This window comes from Pseudomonas sp. RIT-PI-q, assembly GCF_001297125.1.
Lineage (GTDB): Bacteria > Pseudomonadota > Gammaproteobacteria > Pseudomonadales > Pseudomonadaceae > Aquipseudomonas.
Genome location: NZ_LHPC01000040.1, coordinates 103,457 through 126,581 on the forward strand (window position 1 = coordinate 103,457; position 23,125 = coordinate 126,581).

The window sequence follows — 23,125 nt, forward strand, 5'->3', positions numbered from 1 at the left end:
ACAAGTGGAACGACAGGACACCATTTGAAGAACGCGCCTCTGCGGTAGATAGTTATGGCGCGAATGCCGGTTTGTTACTAACGGCTTCGGCGGCACGAATGGCCGGATTGGCTATGCTCTTGGGACATTCTTTCAGGCGAGGAATTTATGGACGACCCAGTCGACAACAAACCGCCAACGTTCTGGCAGATGCTGCACAGCGTGATGGCGGCGGCGTTCGGGGTGCAAAGCGGGAAAAACCGCGCGCGAGACTTCACGCACGGCAAGCCGAGTCATTTCGTGATCCTGGGGATTCTGTTCACGGCGGTGTTCGCCCTGACACTGTTTGGCATCGTGAAGCTGGTGCTGCTCCTGGCGGGCGTTTGAATCCGGCTCAGTGCATCAACGTTTGCAGGCTGAACGGGTAGCGATAGGTCGTGGGCTTGCCCTTGGCCGAGAGCTTGTGGAAATCCACGCCGAAATTGTGCGCCGCGTCCATCGCCAACAATTGCCGAGCTTGTGCCCGATCAATCAGTTGCAACAAGGGGATCTGCCGGTCGCGACCGCCGTACTGGCTGACGTCCACGCCCTGATCGTAATCATGCAACTGCACCAGCGCCCAGCCCCCGAGACTGAAGTGCCCGCCCAGCAACACGCTCAATCGATTGTCCAGCAACGCCTGCAACGCCGCCGGTGAATTGTTGATGGCGCCGAACAACGCATCCTTCCCGGGTTTGCCGCCCGTTTCGGAATACGCCTGCATGGCGCCGAAGGCCATTTCGTCATTGGCCGACCAGACCAGCGAGGCCTGCGGGTAGCGTTTGAACAACAATTTGGCCTGTTCATAAGCCCGCTGACGAGTCCAGCCGCCATACACCAACTGGCGCAACCGCACTTCGGGATGTTCGGCCAGGGCCCGCATCATACCCTTCTCGCGCAACTGCGCCGCCGGAGTGATCTTCAAACCGGAAAACGCCAGCAGGTCGATGAACTGACCGGGAGCCACCGGGCCGTGCAGGCGGATCAATTCCTTGAGCATCAGGTAGCCGCCCTCCTCATCGTTGGGCACCAGGCTTCCCAGCCAATCGGGATATTTGTCCGGCTGCGAGCCGAGCAGGCTCATCTGGCTCGCGGTCAGGGCGTTGTTGACCATGAACAGTTTCACCCCGCTGCCTCGCGACAGGCGCAGGATTTCGGGCGCGACGTACTGCTCGTTGACGAACACCAGGTAGTCCGGACGAACCGGCCCTTGCAGGGCTTCGCGCGCCTGTTTAAGGGTGATTTCGGCCACCCGGTCGGAATACTGGATGCGCAAATCCATGTTCAGGTCCGTGGCTGCGGCCTGCATGAACTGCGAGTAGCTGACCCAAAAAGCTTCCTTGGTGGTTCCCGGATTCAGGAACAACACCGACGCCGCTTGAGCACACGGTCCCACGACCGTACACAGCGTCAGCAATACACCACACAGAAACTTCAACATTGATCGTTCGAGCCCCGGAAATTCGCCGCGCATTATAGCCAGCGAACTGCCGTACAACGGTGTTTATTCCGGTTTTGTCCGACAATCGTCAGTAGCAACTGGCGAAGCCTGCGTCCGGCTCTGTAGCAGCTGTCGAGCTTGCGAGGCTGCGTTCGGCTCTGTAGCAGCTGTCGAGCTTGCGAGGCTGCGTTCGGCTGCGCAGCAGTCGTGAAATCAGGCGATGCGGTGTTTCAGACAGACCGCGCGTTCAGGGTTTACGACTGCTGCGCAGCCGAACGCAGCCTCGCAAGCTCGACAGCTGCTACAGGTGCCACAGTGCTACAAGTGCGGTCGATTATTGATGACTGACCCAGAATACCGCTGTGCCCACGACCAGAATGATCAGAAACAGAATCGCCCAGGCATCTACTGTGCTATCGGGTTTAGTCGCTTTGGTAGGGTTGCTCATTGCATCGCCTCTTGTCGGTTTTATCGGTGATTGCATAAAGACTCGACCACAGTAAAGACGACGATTGCCCGCACCACAAATGTGGGTTTTATCCCATTGCATCTCATTAGTCGTTTTGGTTCTTTGCATATACTCAAACATCACTTTTGCGCATAACTGCAAACTGGTATCTTGCCCCGGCTCCGTTGGGAGTGCGCGGCCGTGCGCGCAGAATTGCCGAGGCAGTATCGAGACTTCAGCAAGCCAAAAACGCAGCTGGATCCGACCGGCCCAAGCCTGAGAACAGGACTTATATGTACGTATACGACGAGTACGATCAGCGGATCATCGAGGACCGCGTCAAGCAGTTCCGTGATCAGACCCGACGCTATCTGGCAGGCGAGCTGAGCGAAGAAGAATTCCGCCCCCTGCGCTTGCAAAACGGGCTTTATATCCAGCGTTTCGCGCCGATGTTGCGTGTGGCGGTGCCTTACGGCCAACTGACTTCGCGCCAGACGCGAATGATGGCCAAGATTGCCCGCGACTATGACAAGGGCTATGCCCACATCAGCACCCGGCAGAACGTGCAGTTCAACTGGCCGGCCCTGGAAGACATTCCGGACATCCTGGCTGAACTGGCGACCGTGCAGATGCACGCGATCCAGACCAGTGGCAACTGCCTGCGCAACGTCACCACCGACCAGTTCGCCGGTGTCGCTTTCGACGAGTTGATCGACCCGCGTCCGTGGTGCGAGATCGTCCGTCAGTGGACGACATTCCACCCGGAATTCGCCTACCTGCCGCGTAAATTCAAGATCGCCATCAACGGTTCGACCTCCGACCGTGCCGCCATCGAAGTCCATGACATCGGCCTTGAGCCGGTGCACAACGCCGCTGGCGAACTGGGTTTCCGTGTGCTGGTCGGTGGCGGCCTCGGTCGTACCCCGGTGGTGGGCGCGTTCATCAATGAATTCCTGCCGTGGAAAGACCTGTTGAGCTACCTCGACGCCATCCTGCGGGTTTACAACCGCTATGGCCGTCGTGACAACAAGTACAAGGCGCGGATCAAGATCCTCGTCAAAGCCTTGACCCCTGAAGTCTTCGCCCAGAAAGTCGACGCGGAAATGGAACACCTTCGCGGTGGCCAGACCACGCTGACCGACGCCGAAGTGCATCGCGTCGCCAAACACTTCGTCGACCCGGACTACAAGGCGCTGGACAACCAGGTCGCCGAACTGGCCGCACTCGACAAAGAACACCCAGGCTTCGCCCGCTGGCGCACCCGCAATACCCTGGCGCACAAGAAGCCGGGTTATGTCGCGGTGACGCTGTCCCTGAAGCCGACCGGTGTTGCACCGGGCGACATCACCGACAAGCAGCTCGATGCCGTTGCCGACCTGGCCGATCGTTACAGCTTCGGTCAGCTACGTACCTCCCACGAGCAGAACATCATTCTCGCCGACGTTGAACAGAGTCAGTTGTTCGCGATGTGGGGCGAGTTGCGCGAGCAAGGTTTCGCCACGCCGAACATCGGTTTGCTGACCGACATCATCTGCTGCCCGGGCGGTGACTTCTGCTCCCTGGCCAACGCCAAGTCGATCCCGATCGCCGAATCGATCCAGCGTCGTTTCGAAGACCTGGACTACCTGTTCGACATCGGCGAACTGGACCTGAACATCTCCGGATGCATGAACGCCTGTGGTCACCACCACGTCGGTCACATCGGCATTCTCGGGGTGGACAAGAAAGGCGAAGAGTTCTACCAGGTTTCCCTCGGTGGCAGTGGCAGCCGCGACGCCAGCCTGGGAAAAATCCTCGGCCCGTCCTTTGCCCAGGACGCCATGCCTGACGTGATCGAAAAGCTGATCGACGTGTACATCGAACAACGTACCGAAGACGAGCGTTTCATCGACACCTATCAGCGTATTGGCATCGACCTCTTCAAGGAACGCGTCTATGCAGCGAATAATTAAGAACAACGAAGTCGTCGACGAAACCTGGCACTTGTTGCCCAAGGACTTCAACATCGACGAGATCAGCAACTGCGACGACCTGATCGTCCCGCTGCAGCTGTGGCGCGAGCACAGTCGTATGCTCAAGGCCCGCGATGGCGGTTTGGGCGTATGGCTGGATGCTGATGAAGAAGCCGAAGAAATCGGTGACGACGTGGATCAGTTCAAGGTGATCGCCTTGAACTTCCCGGCCTTCACCGATGGCCGCAATTACTCCAACGCCCGCCTGCTGCGTGACCGTTATGGTTTCAAAGGCGAATTGCGGGCGATTGGCGATGTGCTGCGCGACCAGCTGTTCTATATGCACCGCTGCGGGTTTGACGCGTTTGCGATTCGCCCTGATAAAGATCCGTACGAAGCCCTGGACGGTCTCAAGGACTTCTCGGTGACCTATCAGGCCGCCACCGACGAACCGCTGCCGCTGTTCCGTCGCCGCTAAGTACGCGTACAACAAAAAGCCCTGAATCGGAAATTCGCTTCAGGGCTTTTTTGTTTCCGGTGTCCGCCCCTGTAGGAGCTGGCAAGCCAGCTCCTACAGAAATTTTGGTGATCTTCAGATGTAAAAAAGCCGCAACCATGGTTGCGGCTTTTCTATGTCAGCGTAATCCGTTACCAGAAGCGTTGTTGGGTCAAACGGCTCCACCAGCTCAGCAACACCCGGTCGACCGAACCGCTGGCCGCCATGCCGATGCGTTCCTGCAGGCTTTTGCGTTCGGCGTAGTGCAAGTGATAAAGCTCGGACTGTTTGGCGCGTTCGGCGAGGTATTCATCGCTGGTCTTGAGTTCGTCCACCAGTTGCTTGTCCAGCGCCGCGATGCCGAGCCAGATTTCACCGGTGGCCACTTCGTCGATGGCCAGTTGCGGGCGATAGCGGGAAACGAAGTTCTTGAACAACTGGTGGGTGATGTCCAGGTCTTCCTGGAACTTCTCCCGGCCCTTCTCGGTGTTTTCGCCAAACACCGTCAGGGTGCGTTTGTATTCGCCGGCGGTCAGCACTTCGAAGTCGATATCGTGTTTTTTCAGCAGGCGATTGACGTTGGGCAGCTGTGCGACCACGCCGATCGAGCCGAGAATCGCGAACGGCGCGCTGATGATCTTCTCGCCGATGCACGCCATCATGTAGCCGCCGCTGGCCGCGACCTTGTCGATGCACACGGTCAACGGCACGCCAGCCTCACGGATACGTGCCAGTTGCGAGGACGCCAGGCCGTAGCTGTGGACCATGCCGCCGCCGCTTTCCAGGCGCAGCACCACTTCATCCTTGGGCGTGGCGAGGGTCAGCAGCGCGGTGATTTCATGGCGCAGGCTTTCAGTGGCCGAAGCCTTGATGTCGCCGTCGAAATCGAGCACGAACACTCGCGGTTTTGCCTCGGTTTTTTTCTTCTGTTTTTTCTCGGTTTTAACCTGGGACTTGCGCAGGGCCTTGAGCTGGTCCTTGTCGAGCAGGGTTTGCTCCAGGCGCTCGCGCAGCCCTTTGTAGAAATCATTGAGCTTGCTGACTTGCAACTGGCCGGCCGTCTTGCGTCGACCTTTGCTGCGCAAGGCCGCAAAACTGGCCAGGACCACCAGAATGGCGATCACCAGTGTCACGGTCTTGGCCAGAAAAACGGCGTATTCGGCAAAAAACTCCACAGGGACTCCTTCAATACGATGCGCTGCAAATAACGCGCGCGGGATGACCACCAGCATACCCATGCACCGGCCCGGCGGCCAGCCGTGAAACCTCTGGCAACAGGCCTGTAACGGGCATTTCAAACAAGCGTATGTTTTTTCATTGACAGCTCACCGCCATCCTCATAACCTCGCCGAACCTTCAACGTACCGGGATGACGCGGACGTGGGCAGTATCTATTTGATTCGACATGGCCAGGCCTCCTTTGGTGCAGACGACTATGACGTCCTGTCGCCGACCGGTATTCGCCAGGCAGAAATACTCGGCCAACACCTGGCCGGGCTCGGTATCAGTTTCGACCGCTGCCTCTCCGGCGACCTGCGCCGCCAGCAGCACACGGCCAACAGCGCACTGGAACAGTTCGCTGCCGTGGGCCTGCCGATTCCGGTATTGGAAATCGATTCCGCCTTCAACGAATTCGACGCCGATGCGGTGATTCGCGCGCTGCTCCCGGCCATGTTGGCGGACGAGCCCGAAGCGCTGGAGATCCTGCGCAACGCAGCGCAAAACCGCGCTGAGTTCCAGCGTATCTTCGCCCTGATCATCGAACGCTGGCTCGCCGGCACCTATGACACACCGGGCCTGGAAAGCTGGCTGGGGTTTGTCGAGCGCGTGCAGGCCGGTCTGCAGCGGATCCTCGAACAGGCCGACAATACCCAGAAAATCGCCGTGTTCACCTCCGGCGGCACTATCACTGCCCTGCTCCACCTCATTACGCAAATGCCTGCCCGGCAGGCGTTTGAACTGAACTGGCAAATCGTCAACACCTCGCTCAACCAACTGAAGTTTCGTGGTCGCGAGGTGGCGTTGGCTTCCTTCAACAGTCATGCGCATCTGCAACTGTTGAAGGCCCCGGAACTCATCACGTTTCGCTGAGTCCGGACTATTGTGACCCTGGCTGTAATCACCCAGCTCTAATTACCCAAGAAAGGATCGAACCATGACCTCCGTAGCTGATGCCGTACAAGCAATGAAAGCCAAGTTCAACCCAGCCGCTGCTGCCGGTCTGGACCTGGTCTTCGGTTTCCGCATCGACGACACCAAGAACTTCTCGCTGATCGTCAAGGACAGCACCTGCGAGCTGCAAGAAGGCGAAAACCCGGACGCCCAGGTGACCCTGGTGATGGACGGCGAAACCCTGGAAGGCATCGTTGACGGTTCGACCGACGGCATGCAAGCGTTCATGGGCGGCAAACTGCGCGCTGAAGGCGACATGATGCTGGCGATGAAACTGTCCGAGCTGTTCCCAAGTTAAGACGGCGGCTCCCTGCTTCGGGGAGCCTCTCTGGCTGCACACGAATCCCGCCCCTTGTGGCGGGATTTGTCGTTTTTCACCCCCGGAAAACGGCCCTCCACGGATTTGCCGTCTATATTCTTTCTGGCCGCCTGCGTCAGACACCGGCTGTTTGCCCTCGCTTTTTCATGAAAAACCTTTGCGCGGAGCACTGCCATGAGCCCACCTGACGAACACGACGGTTTCAATCGCCGACGTGTACTGCAAGGCCTTTCGGCAGGTGCCGTCGGCGCCTGGATCAGCCCGCTATTAGCAGGGAGTAAAACCATGCCCGATGCCCCGGCCGACCTCATTCTTTACAACGGACGCCTGCACACCGTCGATCGCAAGAAACCCCAAGCCAGCGCCGTCGCGATCAAGGACGGACGCTTCGTGGTGGTCGGCAGCGATGCCCAGGCCATGGCCCTGCAAGGTCCCGGCACGAAAATCGTCGACCTGCACGGACGCACGGTGATTCCCGGTCTCAATGACTCGCACCTGCACCTGATACGTGGTGGCCTCAATTACAACCTCGAACTGCGCTGGGAAGGCGTGCCGTCACTGGTCGATGCCTTGCGGATGCTCAAGGATCAGGCGGATCGCACCCCCACGCCGCAATGGGTGCGCGTGGTCGGCGGCTGGAACGAGTTCCAGTTCGCCGAGAAGCGCCTGCCCACGCTTGATGAACTGAACAAGGCTGCGCCGGACACTCCGGTGTTCGTCCTGCACCTCTACGACCGCGCCCTGCTCAACCGCGCCGCGCTGAAAGTGGTCGGTTATACCCGCGACACACCGAACCCGCCGGGTGGTGAAATCCAGCGCGATGCCAATGGCGACCCGACCGGCATGCTGATCGCGCGGCCCAACGCGATGATCCTCTACTCGACCCTGGCCAAAGGGCCGAAACTGCCACTGGAATACCAGGTCAACTCGACCCGCCAGTTCATGCGCGAGCTCAATCGCCTGGGTGTCACCAGCGCCATCGATGCCGGCGGCGGTTATCAGAACTACCCGGACGACTACCACGTCATCCAGCAACTGGCCAAAGACCAACAGCTCACGGTGCGCATCGCCTATAACCTGTTCACCCAGAAGCCCAAGGAAGAACTGACCGATTTCAAAAACTGGACCAGCACCTCGCACTACGGTCAGGGCGACGACTTCCTGCGACACAACGGTGCCGGGGAAATGCTGGTGTTCTCGGCGGCGGACTTCGAAGACTTCCTCGAACCACGCCCGGACCTGCCGCAAACCATGGAACAGGAACTGGAACCGGTGGTTCGGCATCTGGTGGAACAGCGCTGGCCGTTCCGCCTGCACGCCACGTACAACGAATCCATCAGCCGCATGCTCGACGTGTTCGAGAAGGTCAATCGCGACATTCCGTTCGATGGTTTGCCGTGGTTTTTCGACCATGCCGAAACCATCACGCCACAGAACATCGAACGGGTGAAAGCCCTTGGCGGCGGCATTGCGATTCAGGACCGCATGGCGTTCCAGGGTGAATACTTCGTCGACCGTTACGGCGCCAAGGCTGCCGAGCACACGCCACCGATTGCCCGCATGCTGGCCGAAGGAATTCCCGTTGGCGCCGGCACCGATGCCACGCGGGTCTCCAGTTACAACCCGTGGACGTCGATGTATTGGCTGGTCAGCGGCCGCACCGTGGGCGGCCTGGAGCTGTACCCACAAGGCTTGAGCCGCGACACCGCGCTGGAATTGTTCACTCACGGCAGCGCCTGGTTTTCCTCGGAGCAAGGCAAGAAAGGCCAGATCAAGGTCGGGCAACTGGCGGATTTGATTGCGCTGTCGGCGGACTATTTCCACATCGAGGACGAAGCGATCAAATGGATCGAGTCGGTGCTGACCATTGTCGATGGCAAGATCGTTTACGGCGCCGTCGAATTCGAAAAACTCGGGCCGCCTCCGATTCCCGTGGTGCCGGAATGGTCGCCTGTCACCACCGTACCGGGGCATTGGAAACCTTTGGCGCCGATGACGGCGCAGGTGCATCAGTGTGTCGGGGCGTGTGCGGTGCATGCGCACAGTCATGAACGAGCGCGATTGTCCTCGGCACCGGTCAGCGATTTCGCTGGTTTCTGGGGGGCGTTTGGTTGTTCGTGTTTCGCATTCTGAACGACGTTCCCATTAACACAGGTAATCCAATGTGGGAGCGGGCTTGCTCGCGAAGGCGTCGTGTCAGCCGACATCAACGGTAACTGACACACCGCCTTCGCGAGCAAGCCCGCTCCCACATTTGATCATCGTTGGACGCACGATCAAGGTTGTAACAACAGCGCCACCAACGCGCTCCACCCGGTCTGGTGACTGGCCCCCAACCCGCGCCCGGTTTCCCCGTGAAAATACTCATGGAACAACACCAGGCCGCGGCTGGCAGGGTCGGCCTGTAATTGCGCATACGCCGCCATCGACGGTCGATTGCCCGCTTCATCTCGCAGAAACAACCTTGTCAGGCGCTGGCTCAGGCTGTCGGCAACCTCCTCCAGCGAGGCCAGAAAACCCGACCCCGTTGGGTACTCCACCGAGAAGTTCTGATCGTAGTAACGGTGAAACTCGCGCAACGATTCGATCAGCAGGTAGTTGATCGGCATCCACACCGGCCCACGCCAGTTGGAGTTGCCGCCGTACAGCCGCGACCCCGCGTCCGCCGGCTCGTAACGGGCGCAGAGCCGATCGCCGTTGATCTGCATGCCAAACGGCAGCTCGGCGAAGGCTTTGGACAGCGAACGAATACCAAATTCGGAGAGAAACTCGCCCTCGTCGAGCATGCGTTTGAGCAAGTCCTTGGTGCGCTCGCCGCGCAACAGTGCCAGCAACATCCGGTTGCCTTCACCCGGCTCGGTCCAGCGCGAAACCAGGCTGGCCAGGTCCGGTCGATGACGCATGAAGCCAAGCAGGCGCTCACGCAATCCCGGCAAACCTTCGTGCTCGTGCTGCTCCAATACCTGCACGGCGAACAGCGGCATCAGGCCGACGATAGAACGCAGGCGCAGCGGCTCGTTGATGCCGTCCGGCCGGTGCAGCACGTCGTAGAAAAACCGGTCCTGTTCGTCCCATAAACCCTCGGCTTCAGAGTCGACCCGATTGATCGCCCCGGCGATGTAGAGAAAATGCTCGAAGAACTTCACCGCGATGTCGACGTACACGCTGTTGCGCTTGGCCAGTTCCAGGGCGATGCGCATCAGGTCCAATGCATATGCGGCGACCCACGCCGTGCCATCGGCCTGATCGAGTTGGTAGCCGGGTGGCAACGCCGCCGAGCGATCGAACAGTGCGATGTTGTCCAGCCCGAGGAAGCCACCTTGAAACAGGTTGCGACCTTCGGCGTCCTTGCGATTGACCCACCAGGAAAAATTCAACAGCAACTTATGGAAAATCCGTTCGAGGAAATCCATGTCCCCGGCCCCGGTCAGCGCCTTGTCCTGCTGATACACCCGCCAGCAGGCCCACGCGTGGACCGGCGGGTTGGCGTCGTCGAAGCGCCATTCATAGGCCGGCAACTGGCCGTTGGGGTGCATGAAGCGGTCTTTGACCAGCAGCAACAATTGATGCTTGGCGAACCCCGGATCGATCAACGCGAAGGCCACGGCCTGAAAGCCCAGGTCCCAGGAGGCGTACCACGGGTATTCCCAGGTGTCGGGCATGGAGACGATGTCGAAATTCGACAGGTGCCGCCAATGCGTATTGCGAATGTGCGAGCGCCCGGGCGGGGGCGAAGGTTGCGCCGGATCGCCGTCGAGCCACTGATTGACGTCGAAGTAATACAGTTGCTTGGACCACAGCAAACCGGCCAGGGCCTGGCGTTGCACGTTGCGCGCATCCGCGTCGTTGATCGCGTTTTGCAGCGCCGCGTAAAAGCCGTCAGCCTCGGCGCGTCGACGTTCGAACAACGCCTTGGCATTCACCCGAGCGGCACCTGACCGGGCGAAGCGCAGATAGACGCTACGACTCTGGCCGCCCTCGAAGGCCAACACGAAATGCGCCGCCACCCTTGTTCCCGAGTCACGGCGGATCGCGTCGTTGACGCCATCGACCAGGAAATCGTTGATCCCGTCCTTGAACGGACCGTTCGCCGCCACACCGTCAAGCTTGGGGAAATTGCTCTGATTTTCGCAGAACAGCCATTCGCAGTCTTCCTCGCCCCAGGCACTGGCTTGCCGATCAGACAAGTGCGGGTGCCGAGCCAGCACCTGATCACCCTCCAGCATCAGGCTTGGTTTCTGCCCGTCAGCCACCCAGCTCCAGGTGTTGCGCGCCCAGAGTTGAGGCAACACGTGCAAGCGCGCTGGCTGATCGGCGCGGTTGTGCACCGTGACGCACATGAAGATGTCGTCGGCCGCGTGTTTGGCGTATTCCACCGTCACGTCGAAATAGCGGTCGTCCTCGAACACCCCGGTGTCGAGGATTTCATACTCGGTATCCGCCAGGCCTCGGCGGGCGTTTTCGGCGATCAGGTCAGCGTAGGGAAATTCGGCTTGAGGGTATTTGTAGAGCATGCGCATGTAGGCGTGGCTCGGCACGCCATCGACGTAGAAATACAGTTCCTTGACGTCTTCGCCGTGATTGCCTTCGGCATTGTTCAGGCCGAACAGGCGTTCCTTGAGAATCGGGTCGCGCTCGTTCCATAAACCCAAGCCCAGGCACCAGTGCTGGGCCTTGTCGGAAAACCCCGCCAGCCCGTCTTCGCCCCAACGATAGGCGCGACTGCGGGCATGGTCGTGGGGGAAATAGCGCCAGGCGTCGCCATCGGCGCTGTAGTCCTCGCGCACCGTGCCCCACTGGCGCTCGCTTAAATAAGGCCCCCATTCGCGCCAGGCATCAGCCTCGTCACCGACCAGGCGCTGACCTTCGACAGTGCCCAGGATGTTCGCAGCGGGTTTGGCCGTCATGGATAAGTCCGTTGGACGAGAGACGGTTGCAGTGTAGTGCCTGGTGACTGAACACCACCTGTAGCAGCTGGCGAAGCCAACTCGAAACCTGTAGCAGCTGGCGAAACCCACGCGAAACCTGTAGCAGCTGGCGAAACCCACGCGAAACCTGTAGCAGCTGGCGAAGCCTGCGTTCGGCTGCGCAGCAGTCGCAAATCCGGCTATCTTGGTCTACCTGACACACCGCAGTGTCTGATTTTACGACTGCTGCGCAGCCGAACGCAGGCTTCGCCAGCTGCTACATGTGCCGCGTAAGCTTCGCCAGCTGCTACAGGTGCCGCGTGAGCTTCGCCAGCTGCTACAGGTGCCGCGTGGGCTGCGCCAGCTGCTACATAAACGGGTCCGACCGTATCCGTTTACAATGCCTGCACTTCCCACACCGGCCGCCCCATGGACATCGAACTCGCCCGCACCTTCCTGGAAATCGTTCGCCACGGCAGCCTCGCCGCTGCCGCCGAAAAACTCCACGTCACCCAGACTGCAATCACCGCGCGCGTGCAAAAGCTTGAGAGCCAATTGGGCAGTACGCTGTTCGTGCGTAACCGCGCCGGCGCCCGCCTGACCCCCCAACGGTGAGGCCTTTGTGGTCTACGCCAATCAACTGGTACAAACCTGGGAAGCCGCACGCCGCGACTTGCCGCTCCCCGAGGGTTACCACGACGTGCTGCACATCGGTGGCGAGGTCAGTCTGTGTAACCCGTTGATGCTCAGCTGGGCTGGCGAATTGCGCGAGAAAATCCCCAGCCACGCCCTGCGCATGGAAATCCGTGACGGCGAAAACCTCCTGCGCCAACTGGAACTGGGGGTGCTGGATGCGGCGCTGGTTTATCAGCCGGAATACTGGCCGGGCCTGCAAGTCGAACAGGTACTGGAAGAAAAACTGGTCCAGGTCCAATTGGCCGGACGACCCGATCCTTACGTGTACATCGACTGGGGCCAGGATTTCCGCCGCCAGCACGATGCTGCATTGCCGGAAAAAGCCAAGGCGGCGTTGAGCTTCAACCTCGGCCCACTGGGCTTGCAATACATTCTGGAAAACGGCGGCAGCGGCTACTTCCGCACCCGAGTCGTCCAGAGTTATCTGGAAAGTGGCCTGCTGGAGCCGGTGCCCAAGGCCCCGGAATTCAGTTACCCCACCTACCTGGTTTACTCGCGCGACCGCGACTCGGCGACCCTGCAGCGGGCCTTCGACCTGCTGCGCGAAGTCATCCAGTCCGACGATGACTGGTCACAGCGCTGGAACCCTCTGACCTGAGTCCGGTTTGCACCGGAGCATGGCGTTTGTGTCCTCAAGGTTCGGCCAGCCAAAACGGCGGGATCGGCTACTCTGCTGGTTATAACAATAATCACAGGTGAACGCAGTGAGGCAGACCACCGAATCATTTCGCGCCCGCTATCGCGCCGACATTCATCCGCTCTACAACCCCTGGCTGCACGGTGCCTTTGTGCTGCTGTTCGGGCTGCTGGCCATCGGCGTGTTCTGGAGCACTGTGCATCAGGTCAAGCCGCTGGAGTGGCTGGCGCTGCCGCTGACGTTGCTGCTTTTCAACTTCGGCGTGTACAGGGTGCACCGGGACCTGGGGCATCACAAAAAAAACTTCGCGCGGATGTTCTATGCGCGGCATGCCGGCGACCATCACAGTTTTTTTGTCCCCGGCCACATGACCTACGACAGCGCCCGCGACTGGCGAGTGATTTTGTTTCCAGCCTGGCTGATCGTGCTGCACACGCTGGTCGTCACCCTGCCCCTCTGGTGGCTGCTGGAGCAGTTCGACGCCAATGTCGCCGGGTTGTTCGGTGGGTGCCTGGTCCTCGGCTACCTGACCTACGAAGTGTTTCACGCCTGCGAGCACCTGCCCCCTGGCAACCCGCTCACGCGCCTACCGTGGATCCGCCAGATGCGTCGCCTGCATGAGTTGCATCACCGTCGCGAGCTGATGCAGGAGCGCAACTTCAACATCGTATTTCCGCTGATGGATTATCTGTTCGGCACCCTCTATTGGGAGCCGGAGCAAATTTCCCCGCACTCGCTGAGTACATCCATGACCCGCATGCAGCATCAGATCGACATCGCTGGAAATCCGATTGACGTGCTCGCCTACGCCAGCACCGTGACCCGTTGGCCGGAATGGCATCCATCGTCACTCAAGGTCGAGGGTCAGCGGGGGCCGTTGCATGCCGGGGTGCGCTTCGAAGAGGACATTCGGGCCGGCGGACGTGAGGGGCACTTGAGCTGGATCGTCGACGAGTATTTGCCAGGGCGGCGCTGGAGCGCTCGGGCGCGGGGCGATCATGGCCTGTCGCTGGTGGTGACTTACGAGTGCGAGGCCGAGGGTGACGGTACGCGGTTTGTCCGCACCCTGGAGTATCAATTCAGCGGACTGGCGATGCGCATCGCCAATCGCCTGCTGCTCAAGCGACGCATTGACCATGAATCGGCAGCGTCGATGCAGGCCTTGCGTGAAATGGCGCTCAGACACCTGGCATCGACAGGAGCCACGGCGTGAGTCGAACCGTCAAGTTTCGCCATGTCGTGTTGCTGGTGATCGTCGCCGTCGTCGCCTTCCTGTTGCTGATGCCGACCAAGGTGCAACCGGTGGCCTGGACGCCGCCACCGGCGCCCTCCCTCACAAGCGGACTCTACGCCGACAATCAGCGGCTCAAAGGTGTCGAACGCGTCGGGATCGCCGGTATTGAGGGGCCGGAGGCGTTGCTGCTGGAAGACAGCGCTCTGATCACCGGCTTGCATGACGGCCGGCTGATTCGCACCAGTCTGGACGGCAAGGTGACCAAGGTCCTGGCCGATACCGGTGGCAGGCCGTTGGGCCTGGCCCGCCATCCCAATGGGTTGCTGGTGATTGCCGACGGGGTCAAGGGCTTACTGTCGCTGGATGCCCAGGGCCGGCTGATTCCATTGACCACCGCCGCCAACGGCGTGCCCTTCGGTTTCACCGACGACGTGGCCATCGACAAGCCCGGGCACTATGCCTATTTCAGCGATGCGTCCAGCCGCTTCGGCTATGGCCGGGACGGCGAAGCGATCATGGAACACGGTGGCGACGGCCGGTTGCTGCGTTATGACTTCCAGACCGGCAAAACGACGGTGCTGCTGGATAAGCTGGAATTCGCCAACGGCGTGACGCTGGGCCCGGACGACAGCTTTGTGCTGGTCAATGAAACCGGCGCCTACCGCATCAGTCGGTACTGGCTGAGCGGCCCGAAGGCCGGCACCCACGACCTGTTCATCGACAACTTGCCGGGGTTGCCGGACAACCTGGCATTCAACGGCCGGGACCGCTTCTGGGTGGCGCTTTATGCTCCACGCAATGCACTGCTCGATGCCACGGCGCCGCATCCCTTCGTACGCAAGATGATTGTGCGAGCGCTGATCGTTTTGCCGAAACCGGTGGAAAAACGCGCGTTTGCGTTGGGGCTGGATCTTGAAGGCAAGGTGATTGCCAATCTGCAGGATGGGAGTAGCGACAATTATTCGCCGATTACCACCGCGCGCGAATACGGGGACTGGTTGTATTTCGGCTCGTTGAAGGCCGATCACATGGCGCGGTTGCCGCTGAGCACCGCGTTGCAATAAACCTGTGGGAGCGGGCCTGCCCGCGATAGCAATCTATCTGGCACATCAATGTTGATCATACCGCAGTCATCGCGGGCAAGCCCGCTCCCACAGGATGTGTGAAAGACTCGGCTAACGGGGATCCATCTCGTTATCGCGTACCGCGTTATCCGTTTCTTCTCGCACGCGCTCCGGGTCCATCACCGTGGTGTCATCGTCGTCCAGCGGGATGGCACCTTCGTTATTCGGCAGTTCGTCGATACCGGGTTCATCCTCGGGGTTGATCGTGGTGCGGCCCGGACTCAAAGGTTCGGGGTGCGTCGGAATCGGGTCGTAGCCGCCCTGTTCTTCGCTGGGGTACTTTGGTTTTCCGGGAAAGGCTGGATCAGGCATGAGGCACCTCGCATGGAGCCGTAAATTCGGACTCTGATCATTCGAGGTGCCGGTATTAATCGCCGTTCAAATTATCGCGTCACCGATCGTCGGTGGCTGGATACGGCCCGTCAGGATGGGGTCTGAAGTCGGTCTACGATCTGGTTCTTGACCTGCACGCGCTTCTCCTTGAGCTTCTTCAGGGCGTCATCGCTCGGCGCATCCGATTTGGCGGACTCAGCCTTTACCACCTCGGCGTCCGCTTGCGAATACTTGTTGATCAGTGAATCCAGTAACGGATCCTTGGTGCGTTTTTGCTGGACATCTTCCTTTGACAGTTTCAAGTCCTGATAAAGATCGTGTGGCACCGGCATGGAACACCTCCGTTTGTTGATCGGTGGCAAACGCGATCGATTGCGTTCACCAACTATCAGAATGGCCTCGGTTAGCCGGTTCTGTCGACCGCCTATCAGACCAGCGGTGTCCGTTCGTCGTCCTGCCGAAAATGCGATAAAACCTTTGTCCGCCCGTCGGCCTCCACAGCTTAACGATCACCCGATCGCCCATGAAAACCTGTGTGGAGAATAACCAATGGACGGATTTACCCTGCGCCACCTGACTCTGGCCATCGCCTTGAGCACCAGCATGGGCATGGCCTGCGCTGCCACTTCCAATGACTTCGTCGATAACGCGGCGGCGGGCGGCATCGCAGAAATCGAAGCCAGCCGGCTGGCCCTGGAAAAAAGCTCATCGGCGGACATCAAGGAATTCGCCAACATGATGATCACCGATCATTCCAAGGCCAATGATGAACTGGCGGCGATCGCGAAGAAAAATGACATCGAGGTGCCGGACAGCACGACGCTGGTCAAGCAGGCGAAAGAGAAAATCCTCGACATGCGCGATGAATCCTTCGATGCGGCCTACGCCAATAATCAGGTGAAGGCTCACGAAGAAACCATCGCGCTGTTCAAGAAAGAAGCCAACACCGTGACGGACGACAAAGTCAAAGGCGCCACGGAGCTCAAGGGGTTCGCGCAAAAAATGTTGCCGGGGCTGGAGAAGCATCTGGACATGGCGAAAAAACTCCAGGCCGCTCATCCGAGCAAATAACGTCCGCATAAAAGGCCGCATTGATGGAGTTTCATTTGAATGCGCGACGTTTACCCGGAGGAAACGCGTCATCGTTAACGACCTTCGCGAGCAAGCTCGCTCCTACACGAACACCCCGCTCAACTGTAGGAGCTGGCTTGCCAGCGAAGCATTCGAAGGCGCCACGTTTACCCGGTTTAAACGCGTCATCGTTAACGACCATCGCGAGCAGGCTCGCTCCCACAGTTGACCGTGCCCGTCCGAACACCCCGCTCAACTGTAGGAGCTGGCTTGCCAGCGAAGCATTTGAACGCGCCACGTTTACCTGGATTAAACGCGTCATCGTTAACGTCCTTCGCTGGCAAGCCAGCTCCTACAGGGGATTAGACCGGAGCGAGGGCATGCCTAGCCCCCGTCGGTATCAATGTCGGCATCGGTCTCATCCCCAGGCTTCGGCCGATCCGGGTGCGGCTTGAAACCCGGGCTGAACTCATTGTCGTTGTCGCTGTGGACGTTCTTCTGGTCGACCGCTTTATCGGCGCTTTCCGGTTCGGCGGTTTTCGCGTCCTCAAGACTCCTTTCGTCTTTCATACGTACCTCGTTCAGTGCAATGGCGCGGCTGAAACAGTCGGGCCTTGTAGATTCGAAGCCATCCCGTGGGCAGGGTTCCATTCAAAGCCGGTTAAAAAATCGCATCCTTCGACAGCGCCAACTAAAGTGCATAAGCACCGGATGAAAAAAAACCTGGCCTGACGACCAACTATTTCATACGGCAAATGTCACTGATTTTACGTCGATCGAATTCTGGGGAATCGGCAAACACTTCCAAGGAGTCAAGGCACATGGCGGCACTGCAAACCAGCACACTCGATGCGATGAAAACTAACCAGGCGCAACTGCTCGCCGAATGGAAGAGCGGCCTGGAAGCCAGCGGTGCCTCGCGCAACCTCAAAGAGCAGGATTTGCAGCAACAGACGTCGGAGTTCCTGCACCTGATCATTTCCGGGCTTGAACGCGGCAACGGGCAAAACGTTGCGACACCCGGCTGGGACGAGATTCGCCAGTTTCTCGAAAAGCTCTCCCACAGCCGCGCCCAGCTCGGCCAGGACTCGCATCAGACCGCCAGCTTCATCTTCGCCCTGAAAGGCCCGCTGTTTTCCCTGCTGCAGAACCATTACCAGGACAATCCGGCGCTGCTCGCCGAACAACTCTGGGAAGTCTCCGAACTGCTCGACGCCCTGGGCATGCACACCATCCGCACCTTCCAGAAATCCCGCGAAGCGGTGATCAAGCGTCAGCAGGAAGAATTGCTGGAACTGTCGACCCCGGTGGTCAAGCTCTGGGACGGCGTACTGGCGCTGCCGATGATTGGCACCCTCGATTCACAACGCACCCAGGTGGTGATGGAATCGCTGTTGCAGCGGATCGTCGACACCGGTTCGGAAATCGCCATCATCGACATCACCGGCGTGCCGACCGTCGACACCCTGGTGGCGCAGCACCTGCTGAAAACCGTGACCGCGATTCGCCTGATGGGCGCCGATTGCATCATCAGCGGCGTGCGTCCGCAGATCGCCCAGACCATCGTGCATCTAGGCCTGGACCTGCAAGGCGTGGTGACCAAGGCCAATCTGGCCGATGCCCTGAAACTGGCCCTGACCCGGCTGGGATTGTCCGTCAGCAAGGCGGACTGAGCCGATGGAGCGCATTCCGATTTTGCAAATGGGCGACTTCCTGCTGGTGACCATTCAGGTCGACATGCATGACCAGTTGGCCCTGACCCTGCAGGACGATTTGTCCGAGCGCATCAGCCGGACTTCGGCCCGTGGGGTGCTGATCGACATCTCTGCCCTGGACATGGTCGATTCTTTCATTGGCCGCATGATCGGGACCATTTCCGGCCTGTCGAAAATCATGGACGCCCAGACCGTGCTCGTGGGCATGCAGCCCGCCGTGGCCATCACCCTGGTGGAACTCGGCCTGACCCTGCCCGGCGTCAGCACCGCGCTGAACGTCGAGCGCGGGATGAAACTGTTGCAGGCCCGAGTACGCGAACAATGACCGTGCGCAGCAGCGGCACTCACCCGATTCACATCGAGCAGGACGTGGTGCTGGCCCGGCAACTGGCGCGCAAGCTCGCCCAGGAATGCGGTATGCGCCTGATCGACCTGACCAAACTGGTGACCGCCGTCAGCGAGCTGGCGCGCAACACCATGGTGTATGGCGGTGGTGGCGACATGGACTGGCAGATCCTCGACGAGAACGCGCGCACCGGTTTGCGCCTGATCTTCCGCGACGAAGGCCCCGGCATCCCCGACATCAAACTGGCGATGACCGATGGCTGGACCTCCGGCAGCGGCCTGGGGCTGGGCCTGACCGGCGCCAAGCGGCTGGTCGAAGAGTTCGAACTCGACACCGCGCCCGGCAAAGGCACTCGCATAACGATCACACGATGGACATGAACATTGGCGGCTCAGTGACGCAGGTGCTGCCGATCGAAGACATCAGCCAGATCGGCCATGCACGGCGCACGGCGCAGAAACTCGCGGAACAACATGGCTTTGACGCTACCGATGCCGGTCGTGTGGCGCTGGTGGCCACCGAACTGGCCAGCAACATTCTCAAGCACGCGACCCGGGGCGAACTGCACCTGAGGGTCTTGCCGCGCCCGTCTGGCTTCGGCATCGAAATGCTTGCCGTCGACCGGGCCAAGGGCTTTGATTTGCAGGCGTGCCTGACCGATGGTTTTTCCACCGGCGGCACCCAGGGCATCGGGCTCGGGGCGGTTGCGCGGCAGACCGAAGTGTTCGATGTGTACGCCGACTCGCGGGGCGCGGTGCTGTTGACGCGGTTGTATCCGCGCAATGACAAGGCGGCGGATCGACGGATCGGCGTCAGCCAACATTCGTTGCGCGACGACCCGGCCTGCGGCGATGTCTGGCACCTGGCGTTTGACGGCCCGCGCATCAGCGCCCTGGTGATCGACGGCCTGGGTCATGGCGAAGAAGCCGAGCGTGCCGCCCGCGCCGGTGAGAAAACCTTTGCCCTGTCGCCATTCGACTCTCCGTTGCTGCTGCTGGAGGACATTCATCAAGCGATGACCGGCACCCGCGGCGGTGCCCTGGCGATCGCGCAGTTCGACGGCGACCGCGATGCACTGCGATTCGTCGGTATCGGCAACATTGGCGCCTGCCTGATCGCCGCGGACAAATCCCGTGGCCTGGCTTCTCACCCCGGCATCGTCGGCGGCCAATATAGAAAGGCCCAACCCTTTGACTATGCTCAAGTGAACGGACAGCTACTGATCATGTACAGCGACGGCCTGCAGTCCCGTTGGAACCTGCACGATTACCCCGGCCTGGTGCACCGCCATCCCGCGGTGATTGCCGCCATACTGCACCGCGACTTCTGCCGTGGACGGGACGATGTCACGGTGTTGGTCATTGCTCTGGAGGCCCACCCATGAGTCAGGTGGACGAACAAGCCGCACTGATCGCGCAATTACAGGGCGAAGCCAATGCCCTGCGCGAAGAGCTGGATGAAACCAATCAGGGCGTCCTGGCGTTGTACGCCGAGCTCGACACCCAGGCCGAACAGTTGCGCCAGGCCTCGGACCTGAAAAGCCGTTTCCTGTCGTACATGAGCCATGAGTTTCGCACGCCGCTGGGCTCGATCCTGAGTATCACCGGGCTGCTGACCGATGAACTCGACGGCCCCTTGAGCCCCGAGCAACATAAGCAGGTGGCCTTCGTCAGCGGTGCCGCGCGCGAGTTGAGCGACATGGTCGACGACTTGCTGGACCTGGCGAAAATCGAAGCCGGGCGCATCACCATTTCGCCGGCCTGGTTCGACATGTTCGACCTGTTCTCCGCCCTACGCGGCATGTTTCGCCCGATTGTCGATGCCAGCGCCGTGGACCTGATTTTCGAAGAGCCGGTGGGCCTGCCAAGGCTGTACACCGACGACAAGAAACTCGCGCAGATCCTGCGCAACTTCATTTCCAACTCACTGAAGTTCACCACCCGTGGCGAAGTCCGCGTGTCGGCACGCCTGGAAAACAGCACCCACGTGCGCTTCGCCGTCAGCGACACCGGAATAGGTATCGCCCCGGAGCTACATGGCGCATTGTTTGAGGACTTCTCTCAGGTCGACTCGCCGCTGCAAAAACGCCTGCGCGGCACCGGACTCGGACTGTCCCTGTGCAAACGCTTCGCCGAATTGCTGGGCGGCGAAGTCGGGGTCCGGAGTACGCCGGGCTCGGGCTCGACCTTCTTCGTGATCATCCCGCTGGCCATTGCCATGGAGCCCGCCGATGAAACGTGACATTCGTTTGCTGATCGTCGACGACAACGTCGCCACGCGCTACGCCCTGCGCCGGCGCCTGGAACGCCATGGCTATGAAGTGCTCGAAGCCGGCACCGGCACCGAAGGCCTGGAGCTGATCGACAGCGTCACGATCGATGCGCTGATCCTCGACGTCAACCTGCCGGACATGAGCGGCTTCGACATAGTGCGCAAACTGCGTTCCGAAAGCGCCACCGCCCTGCTGCCGGTGATTCACGTGTCGGCGGCCTCGATCCAGACCGGCGACATCATCACTGGCCTGGATGCCGGTGCCGATGCGTATCTGATCCACCCGGTCGACCCGGATGTGCTGCTGGCCACCCTGCGCACCTTATTGCGGGTACGCGAAACCGAAAACGCACTGCGTGAAAGCGAGGCGCGTTTCCGGGAGATTTTCGTCAACGTGTCGGCGCCGATTGCGGTGCTGGATGCCGAGCTCAAGGTTCATGAATGCAACCATGCCTTCGCCCAGCTGATCCAGGACAATCGCGACCCGGACGCCCTGCGCGAGTGCTTTGCCGAAGACCAGAGCGCAATCATCGAGGAACTGCGCCTGCGCCTGGCTTACGGTGAGCGCTGGAAAGGCACCCTGAGCATGAAGGTCCAGGGTGAGGCTCGTGAAACCGAATGGCAGCTTTCGCCCTATCGCACCCCGGAATTGAGCCTGGTGTTCGTCGAGGATGTCACCGAACACCGTCACCGCGAACGCTCGCACCTGGCCCGCCTGGACGACGCCACCACGCAGTTGGCCAAGGAAGTCGCCGAACGTGTGCGCACCGAGGCGCAGCTGTTGCAAGTGCAGAAGATGGATGCGCTGGGCAAACTCACCGGCGGCATCGCCCATGACTTCAACAACTTGCTGACCGGCATCATCACCAGCCTGGAACTGATCCAGAAACGCATCGCCGATTCACGCACCGACAAGGTTCAGTTTTACGCCGAAGCGGCCTTGAACTCGGCCATGAGCGCCGCGTCCCTGACCCATCGCCTGCTGGCGTTCGCCCGTCAGCAGCCGCTCGACACCCGCCCCGTGGACATCAACGAGCACGTGCGTTCCCTTGAGGAATTGCTGGTGCGCACCATTGGCGAACGCATTGCCCTGAAACTGGAATTGACCTCCAAAGCCGCAATCGCCCTGGTCGACCCGATCCAGCTCGAAAGTGCCGTGCTCAATCTGGTGATCAACGCGCGCGATGCCTTGCCCCAGGGCGGCAACATCTGGGTCAGCACCTACGCCGCCTATTCTCACGGCGACCCCAATCTGGCCGATGGCGCGTATGTGGCGTTGTCGGTACGCGACGACGGCACCGGCATCGACCACAGCGTGATCGACAAGGTGTTCGACCCGTTCTTCACCACCAAACCCTTGGGGCAAGGCACTGGGTTGGGGTTGTCGACCATCTACGGCTTCGCCCGGCAATCGGGGGGTGATGCGCACATCCGCAGCATTGCCCGGCGCGGCACTGAAGTCACGATCATGCTGCCAGCCAGTTCCGACCTTACGGCCAGTGACGTCGAACCGGCCACCGTGGATTCCCAGGGGGCCGGCGAGCATGTGTTGATCGTCGAGGACATGCCGTCGGTGCGCATGTTCGTCGCCGAGGTGTTGGTGGATGCCGGTTATCGCTGCACGCAGGTGGGCGACATCGAAACGGCCCTTGAGCGTTTGCAGAACGACGAGTCCATCGACCTGTTGCTGACGGATGTCGGACTGCCCCGCATGAGCGGCCGCGAGTTGGCCGATGTGGCGCGAGGCTGGCGCGATAAGTTGCCGATCCTGTTCATGACCGGCTACGCCGAAACCGCGATCAACCGCCAGGTGTTTCTGGGTGACGGGATGGAGATGCTGATCAAGCCGTTTCAGATCAATGAACTGCTGGACAAGGTTCGGCGCACGATTGATGGCGCCTGACCCATCGCCATCGCGGGCAAGCCCGCTCCCACAGGATCTGCG

General features: G+C 60.3%; 22 protein-coding genes and 1 pseudogene. 16 read left to right on the forward strand and 7 right to left on the reverse strand.

Features of this window, described 5'->3' with window-relative positions; genetic code table 11:
* Positions 1–147 precede the first annotated feature (147 nt).
* Positions 148–366, forward strand: coding sequence for a DUF2970 domain-containing protein (locus AEQ67_RS22110; protein WP_059405948.1), 219 nt, complete (start codon positions 148–150; stop codon positions 364–366).
* A 7-nt stretch (positions 367–373) separates the two neighbouring features.
* On the opposite strand, the gene AEQ67_RS22115 is transcribed toward AEQ67_RS22110, so the two are convergent.
* A complete protein-coding gene (locus AEQ67_RS22115; RefSeq protein WP_059405949.1) occupies positions 374–1,459 on the reverse strand; it encodes an ABC transporter substrate-binding protein in 1,086 nt (361 codons plus the stop codon).
* Positions 1,460–2,200: 741 nt separating this feature from the next.
* On the opposite strand from AEQ67_RS22115, the gene AEQ67_RS22120 reads away from it, so the two are divergent.
* Both AEQ67_RS22120 and AEQ67_RS22125 read left to right on the forward strand, forming a co-directional pair.
* The gene (locus AEQ67_RS22120; RefSeq protein ID WP_059405950.1) at positions 2,201–3,859 is read left to right on the forward strand and encodes a nitrite/sulfite reductase; all 1,659 of its coding nucleotides are present in this window, start codon (positions 2,201–2,203) and stop codon (positions 3,857–3,859) included.
* On the forward strand, positions 3,843–4,337 hold the full coding sequence (locus AEQ67_RS22125) for a DUF934 domain-containing protein (RefSeq protein ID WP_059405951.1): 495 nt from the start codon (positions 3,843–3,845) through the stop codon (positions 4,335–4,337). The genes AEQ67_RS22120 and AEQ67_RS22125 overlap by 17 nt, the downstream gene beginning before the upstream one ends.
* A gap of 170 nt (positions 4,338–4,507) precedes the next feature.
* Here AEQ67_RS22125 and sohB read toward each other — a convergent pair whose 3' ends face one another.
* A complete protein-coding gene (sohB, locus tag AEQ67_RS22130) occupies positions 4,508–5,530 on the reverse strand; it encodes a protease SohB (RefSeq protein WP_059405952.1) in 1,023 nt (340 codons plus the stop codon).
* Between the two features lie 205 nt (positions 5,531–5,735).
* Between sohB and AEQ67_RS22135 the strand changes: the two genes are divergently transcribed.
* The 3 genes from AEQ67_RS22135 (at position 5,736) to AEQ67_RS22145 (ending at position 8,979) form a co-directional block, all read left to right on the forward strand.
* On the forward strand, positions 5,736–6,446 hold the full coding sequence (locus tag AEQ67_RS22135; protein WP_059405953.1) for a histidine phosphatase family protein: 711 nt from the start codon (positions 5,736–5,738) through the stop codon (positions 6,444–6,446).
* A gap of 64 nt (positions 6,447–6,510) precedes the next feature.
* Positions 6,511–6,825 carry an SCP2 sterol-binding domain-containing protein gene (locus tag AEQ67_RS22140; protein WP_008015934.1) on the forward strand — a complete coding sequence of 105 codons (315 nt, stop codon included), beginning with the start codon at positions 6,511–6,513 and terminating at the stop codon, positions 6,823–6,825.
* A 306-nt stretch (positions 6,826–7,131) separates the two neighbouring features.
* Positions 7,132–8,979, forward strand: a complete 1,848-nt coding sequence (locus AEQ67_RS22145) for an amidohydrolase (RefSeq protein WP_059406039.1) — start codon at positions 7,132–7,134, stop codon at positions 8,977–8,979.
* A 143-nt stretch (positions 8,980–9,122) separates the two neighbouring features.
* Here AEQ67_RS22145 and AEQ67_RS22150 read toward each other — a convergent pair whose 3' ends face one another.
* Complete coding sequence (locus AEQ67_RS22150) at positions 9,123–11,753, reverse strand: MGH1-like glycoside hydrolase domain-containing protein (protein WP_059405954.1); 2,631 nt, start codon at positions 11,751–11,753, stop codon at positions 9,123–9,125.
* Positions 11,754–12,182: 429 nt separating this feature from the next.
* Between AEQ67_RS22150 and AEQ67_RS22155 the strand changes: the two are divergent.
* The 3 genes and pseudogenes from AEQ67_RS22155 to AEQ67_RS22165 all read left to right on the forward strand — a co-directional run bounded on the left by AEQ67_RS22155 (position 12,183) and on the right by AEQ67_RS22165 (position 15,384).
* A pseudogene (locus AEQ67_RS22155) lies at positions 12,183–13,047 on the forward strand (LysR family transcriptional regulator).
* Positions 13,048–13,153: 106 nt separating this feature from the next.
* Positions 13,154–14,299 carry an SRPBCC family protein gene (locus AEQ67_RS22160; RefSeq protein ID WP_059405955.1) on the forward strand — a complete coding sequence of 382 codons (1,146 nt, stop codon included), beginning with the start codon at positions 13,154–13,156 and terminating at the stop codon, positions 14,297–14,299.
* Entirely contained in the window at positions 14,296–15,384 is a 1,089-nt protein-coding gene (locus tag AEQ67_RS22165; protein WP_059405956.1) for an SMP-30/gluconolactonase/LRE family protein, read from the forward strand. The genes AEQ67_RS22160 and AEQ67_RS22165 overlap by 4 nt, the downstream gene beginning before the upstream one ends.
* 111 nt (positions 15,385–15,495) lie before the next feature.
* Here the strand turns inward: AEQ67_RS22165 and AEQ67_RS22170 are convergent, their stop codons facing one another.
* A complete protein-coding gene (locus AEQ67_RS22170; protein WP_059405957.1) occupies positions 15,496–15,756 on the reverse strand; it encodes a hypothetical protein in 261 nt (86 codons plus the stop codon).
* A 110-nt stretch (positions 15,757–15,866) separates the two neighbouring features.
* Positions 15,867–16,109: a DUF465 domain-containing protein gene (locus AEQ67_RS22175; protein WP_059405958.1), complete on the reverse strand. Its 243-nt coding sequence runs from the start codon at positions 16,107–16,109 to the stop codon at positions 15,867–15,869.
* 217 nt (positions 16,110–16,326) lie between these two features.
* Here AEQ67_RS22175 and AEQ67_RS22180 point away from each other — a divergent pair, with 217 nt between their 5' ends.
* The gene (locus AEQ67_RS22180) at positions 16,327–16,848 is read left to right on the forward strand and encodes a DUF4142 domain-containing protein (protein ID WP_059405959.1); all 522 of its coding nucleotides are present in this window, start codon (positions 16,327–16,329) and stop codon (positions 16,846–16,848) included.
* A gap of 31 nt (positions 16,849–16,879) precedes the next feature.
* On the opposite strand, the gene AEQ67_RS36005 is transcribed toward AEQ67_RS22180, so the two are convergent.
* Positions 16,880–17,170 carry a hypothetical protein gene (locus AEQ67_RS36005; protein ID WP_059405960.1) on the reverse strand — a complete coding sequence of 97 codons (291 nt, stop codon included), beginning with the start codon at positions 17,168–17,170 and terminating at the stop codon, positions 16,880–16,882.
* A 62-nt stretch (positions 17,171–17,232) separates the two neighbouring features.
* The gene (locus AEQ67_RS22190) at positions 17,233–17,418 is read right to left on the reverse strand and encodes a hypothetical protein (RefSeq protein ID WP_059405961.1); all 186 of its coding nucleotides are present in this window, start codon (positions 17,416–17,418) and stop codon (positions 17,233–17,235) included.
* Between the two features lie 251 nt (positions 17,419–17,669).
* Between AEQ67_RS22190 and AEQ67_RS22195 the strand changes: the two genes are divergently transcribed.
* The 6 genes from AEQ67_RS22195 to AEQ67_RS22220 are packed head-to-tail and all read left to right on the forward strand — an operon-like array spanning position 17,670 to position 23,083.
* Positions 17,670–18,521 (forward strand): STAS domain-containing protein, encoded by an 852-nt coding sequence (locus tag AEQ67_RS22195; RefSeq protein WP_059405962.1) that lies wholly within the window; start codon positions 17,670–17,672, stop codon positions 18,519–18,521.
* Positions 18,522–18,525: 4 nt separating this feature from the next.
* Complete coding sequence (locus tag AEQ67_RS22200; RefSeq protein WP_059405963.1) at positions 18,526–18,888, forward strand: STAS domain-containing protein; 363 nt, start codon at positions 18,526–18,528, stop codon at positions 18,886–18,888.
* Positions 18,885–19,289 (forward strand): anti-sigma regulatory factor, encoded by a 405-nt coding sequence (locus AEQ67_RS22205; protein WP_059405964.1) that lies wholly within the window; start codon positions 18,885–18,887, stop codon positions 19,287–19,289. Before AEQ67_RS22200 ends, AEQ67_RS22205 begins: the two co-directional genes overlap by 4 nt.
* Positions 19,286–20,293, forward strand: a complete 1,008-nt coding sequence (locus AEQ67_RS22210) for an ATP-binding protein (protein WP_059406040.1) — start codon at positions 19,286–19,288, stop codon at positions 20,291–20,293. Before AEQ67_RS22205 ends, AEQ67_RS22210 begins: the two co-directional genes overlap by 4 nt.
* Positions 20,290–21,150, forward strand: a complete 861-nt coding sequence (locus tag AEQ67_RS22215; RefSeq protein WP_059405965.1) for a sensor histidine kinase — start codon at positions 20,290–20,292, stop codon at positions 21,148–21,150. Before AEQ67_RS22210 ends, AEQ67_RS22215 begins: the two co-directional genes overlap by 4 nt.
* Entirely contained in the window at positions 21,140–23,083 is a 1,944-nt protein-coding gene (locus AEQ67_RS22220) for a response regulator (protein ID WP_059405966.1), read from the forward strand. The genes AEQ67_RS22215 and AEQ67_RS22220 overlap by 11 nt, the downstream gene beginning before the upstream one ends.
* The last annotated feature ends 42 nt before the right edge of the window (positions 23,084–23,125 follow it).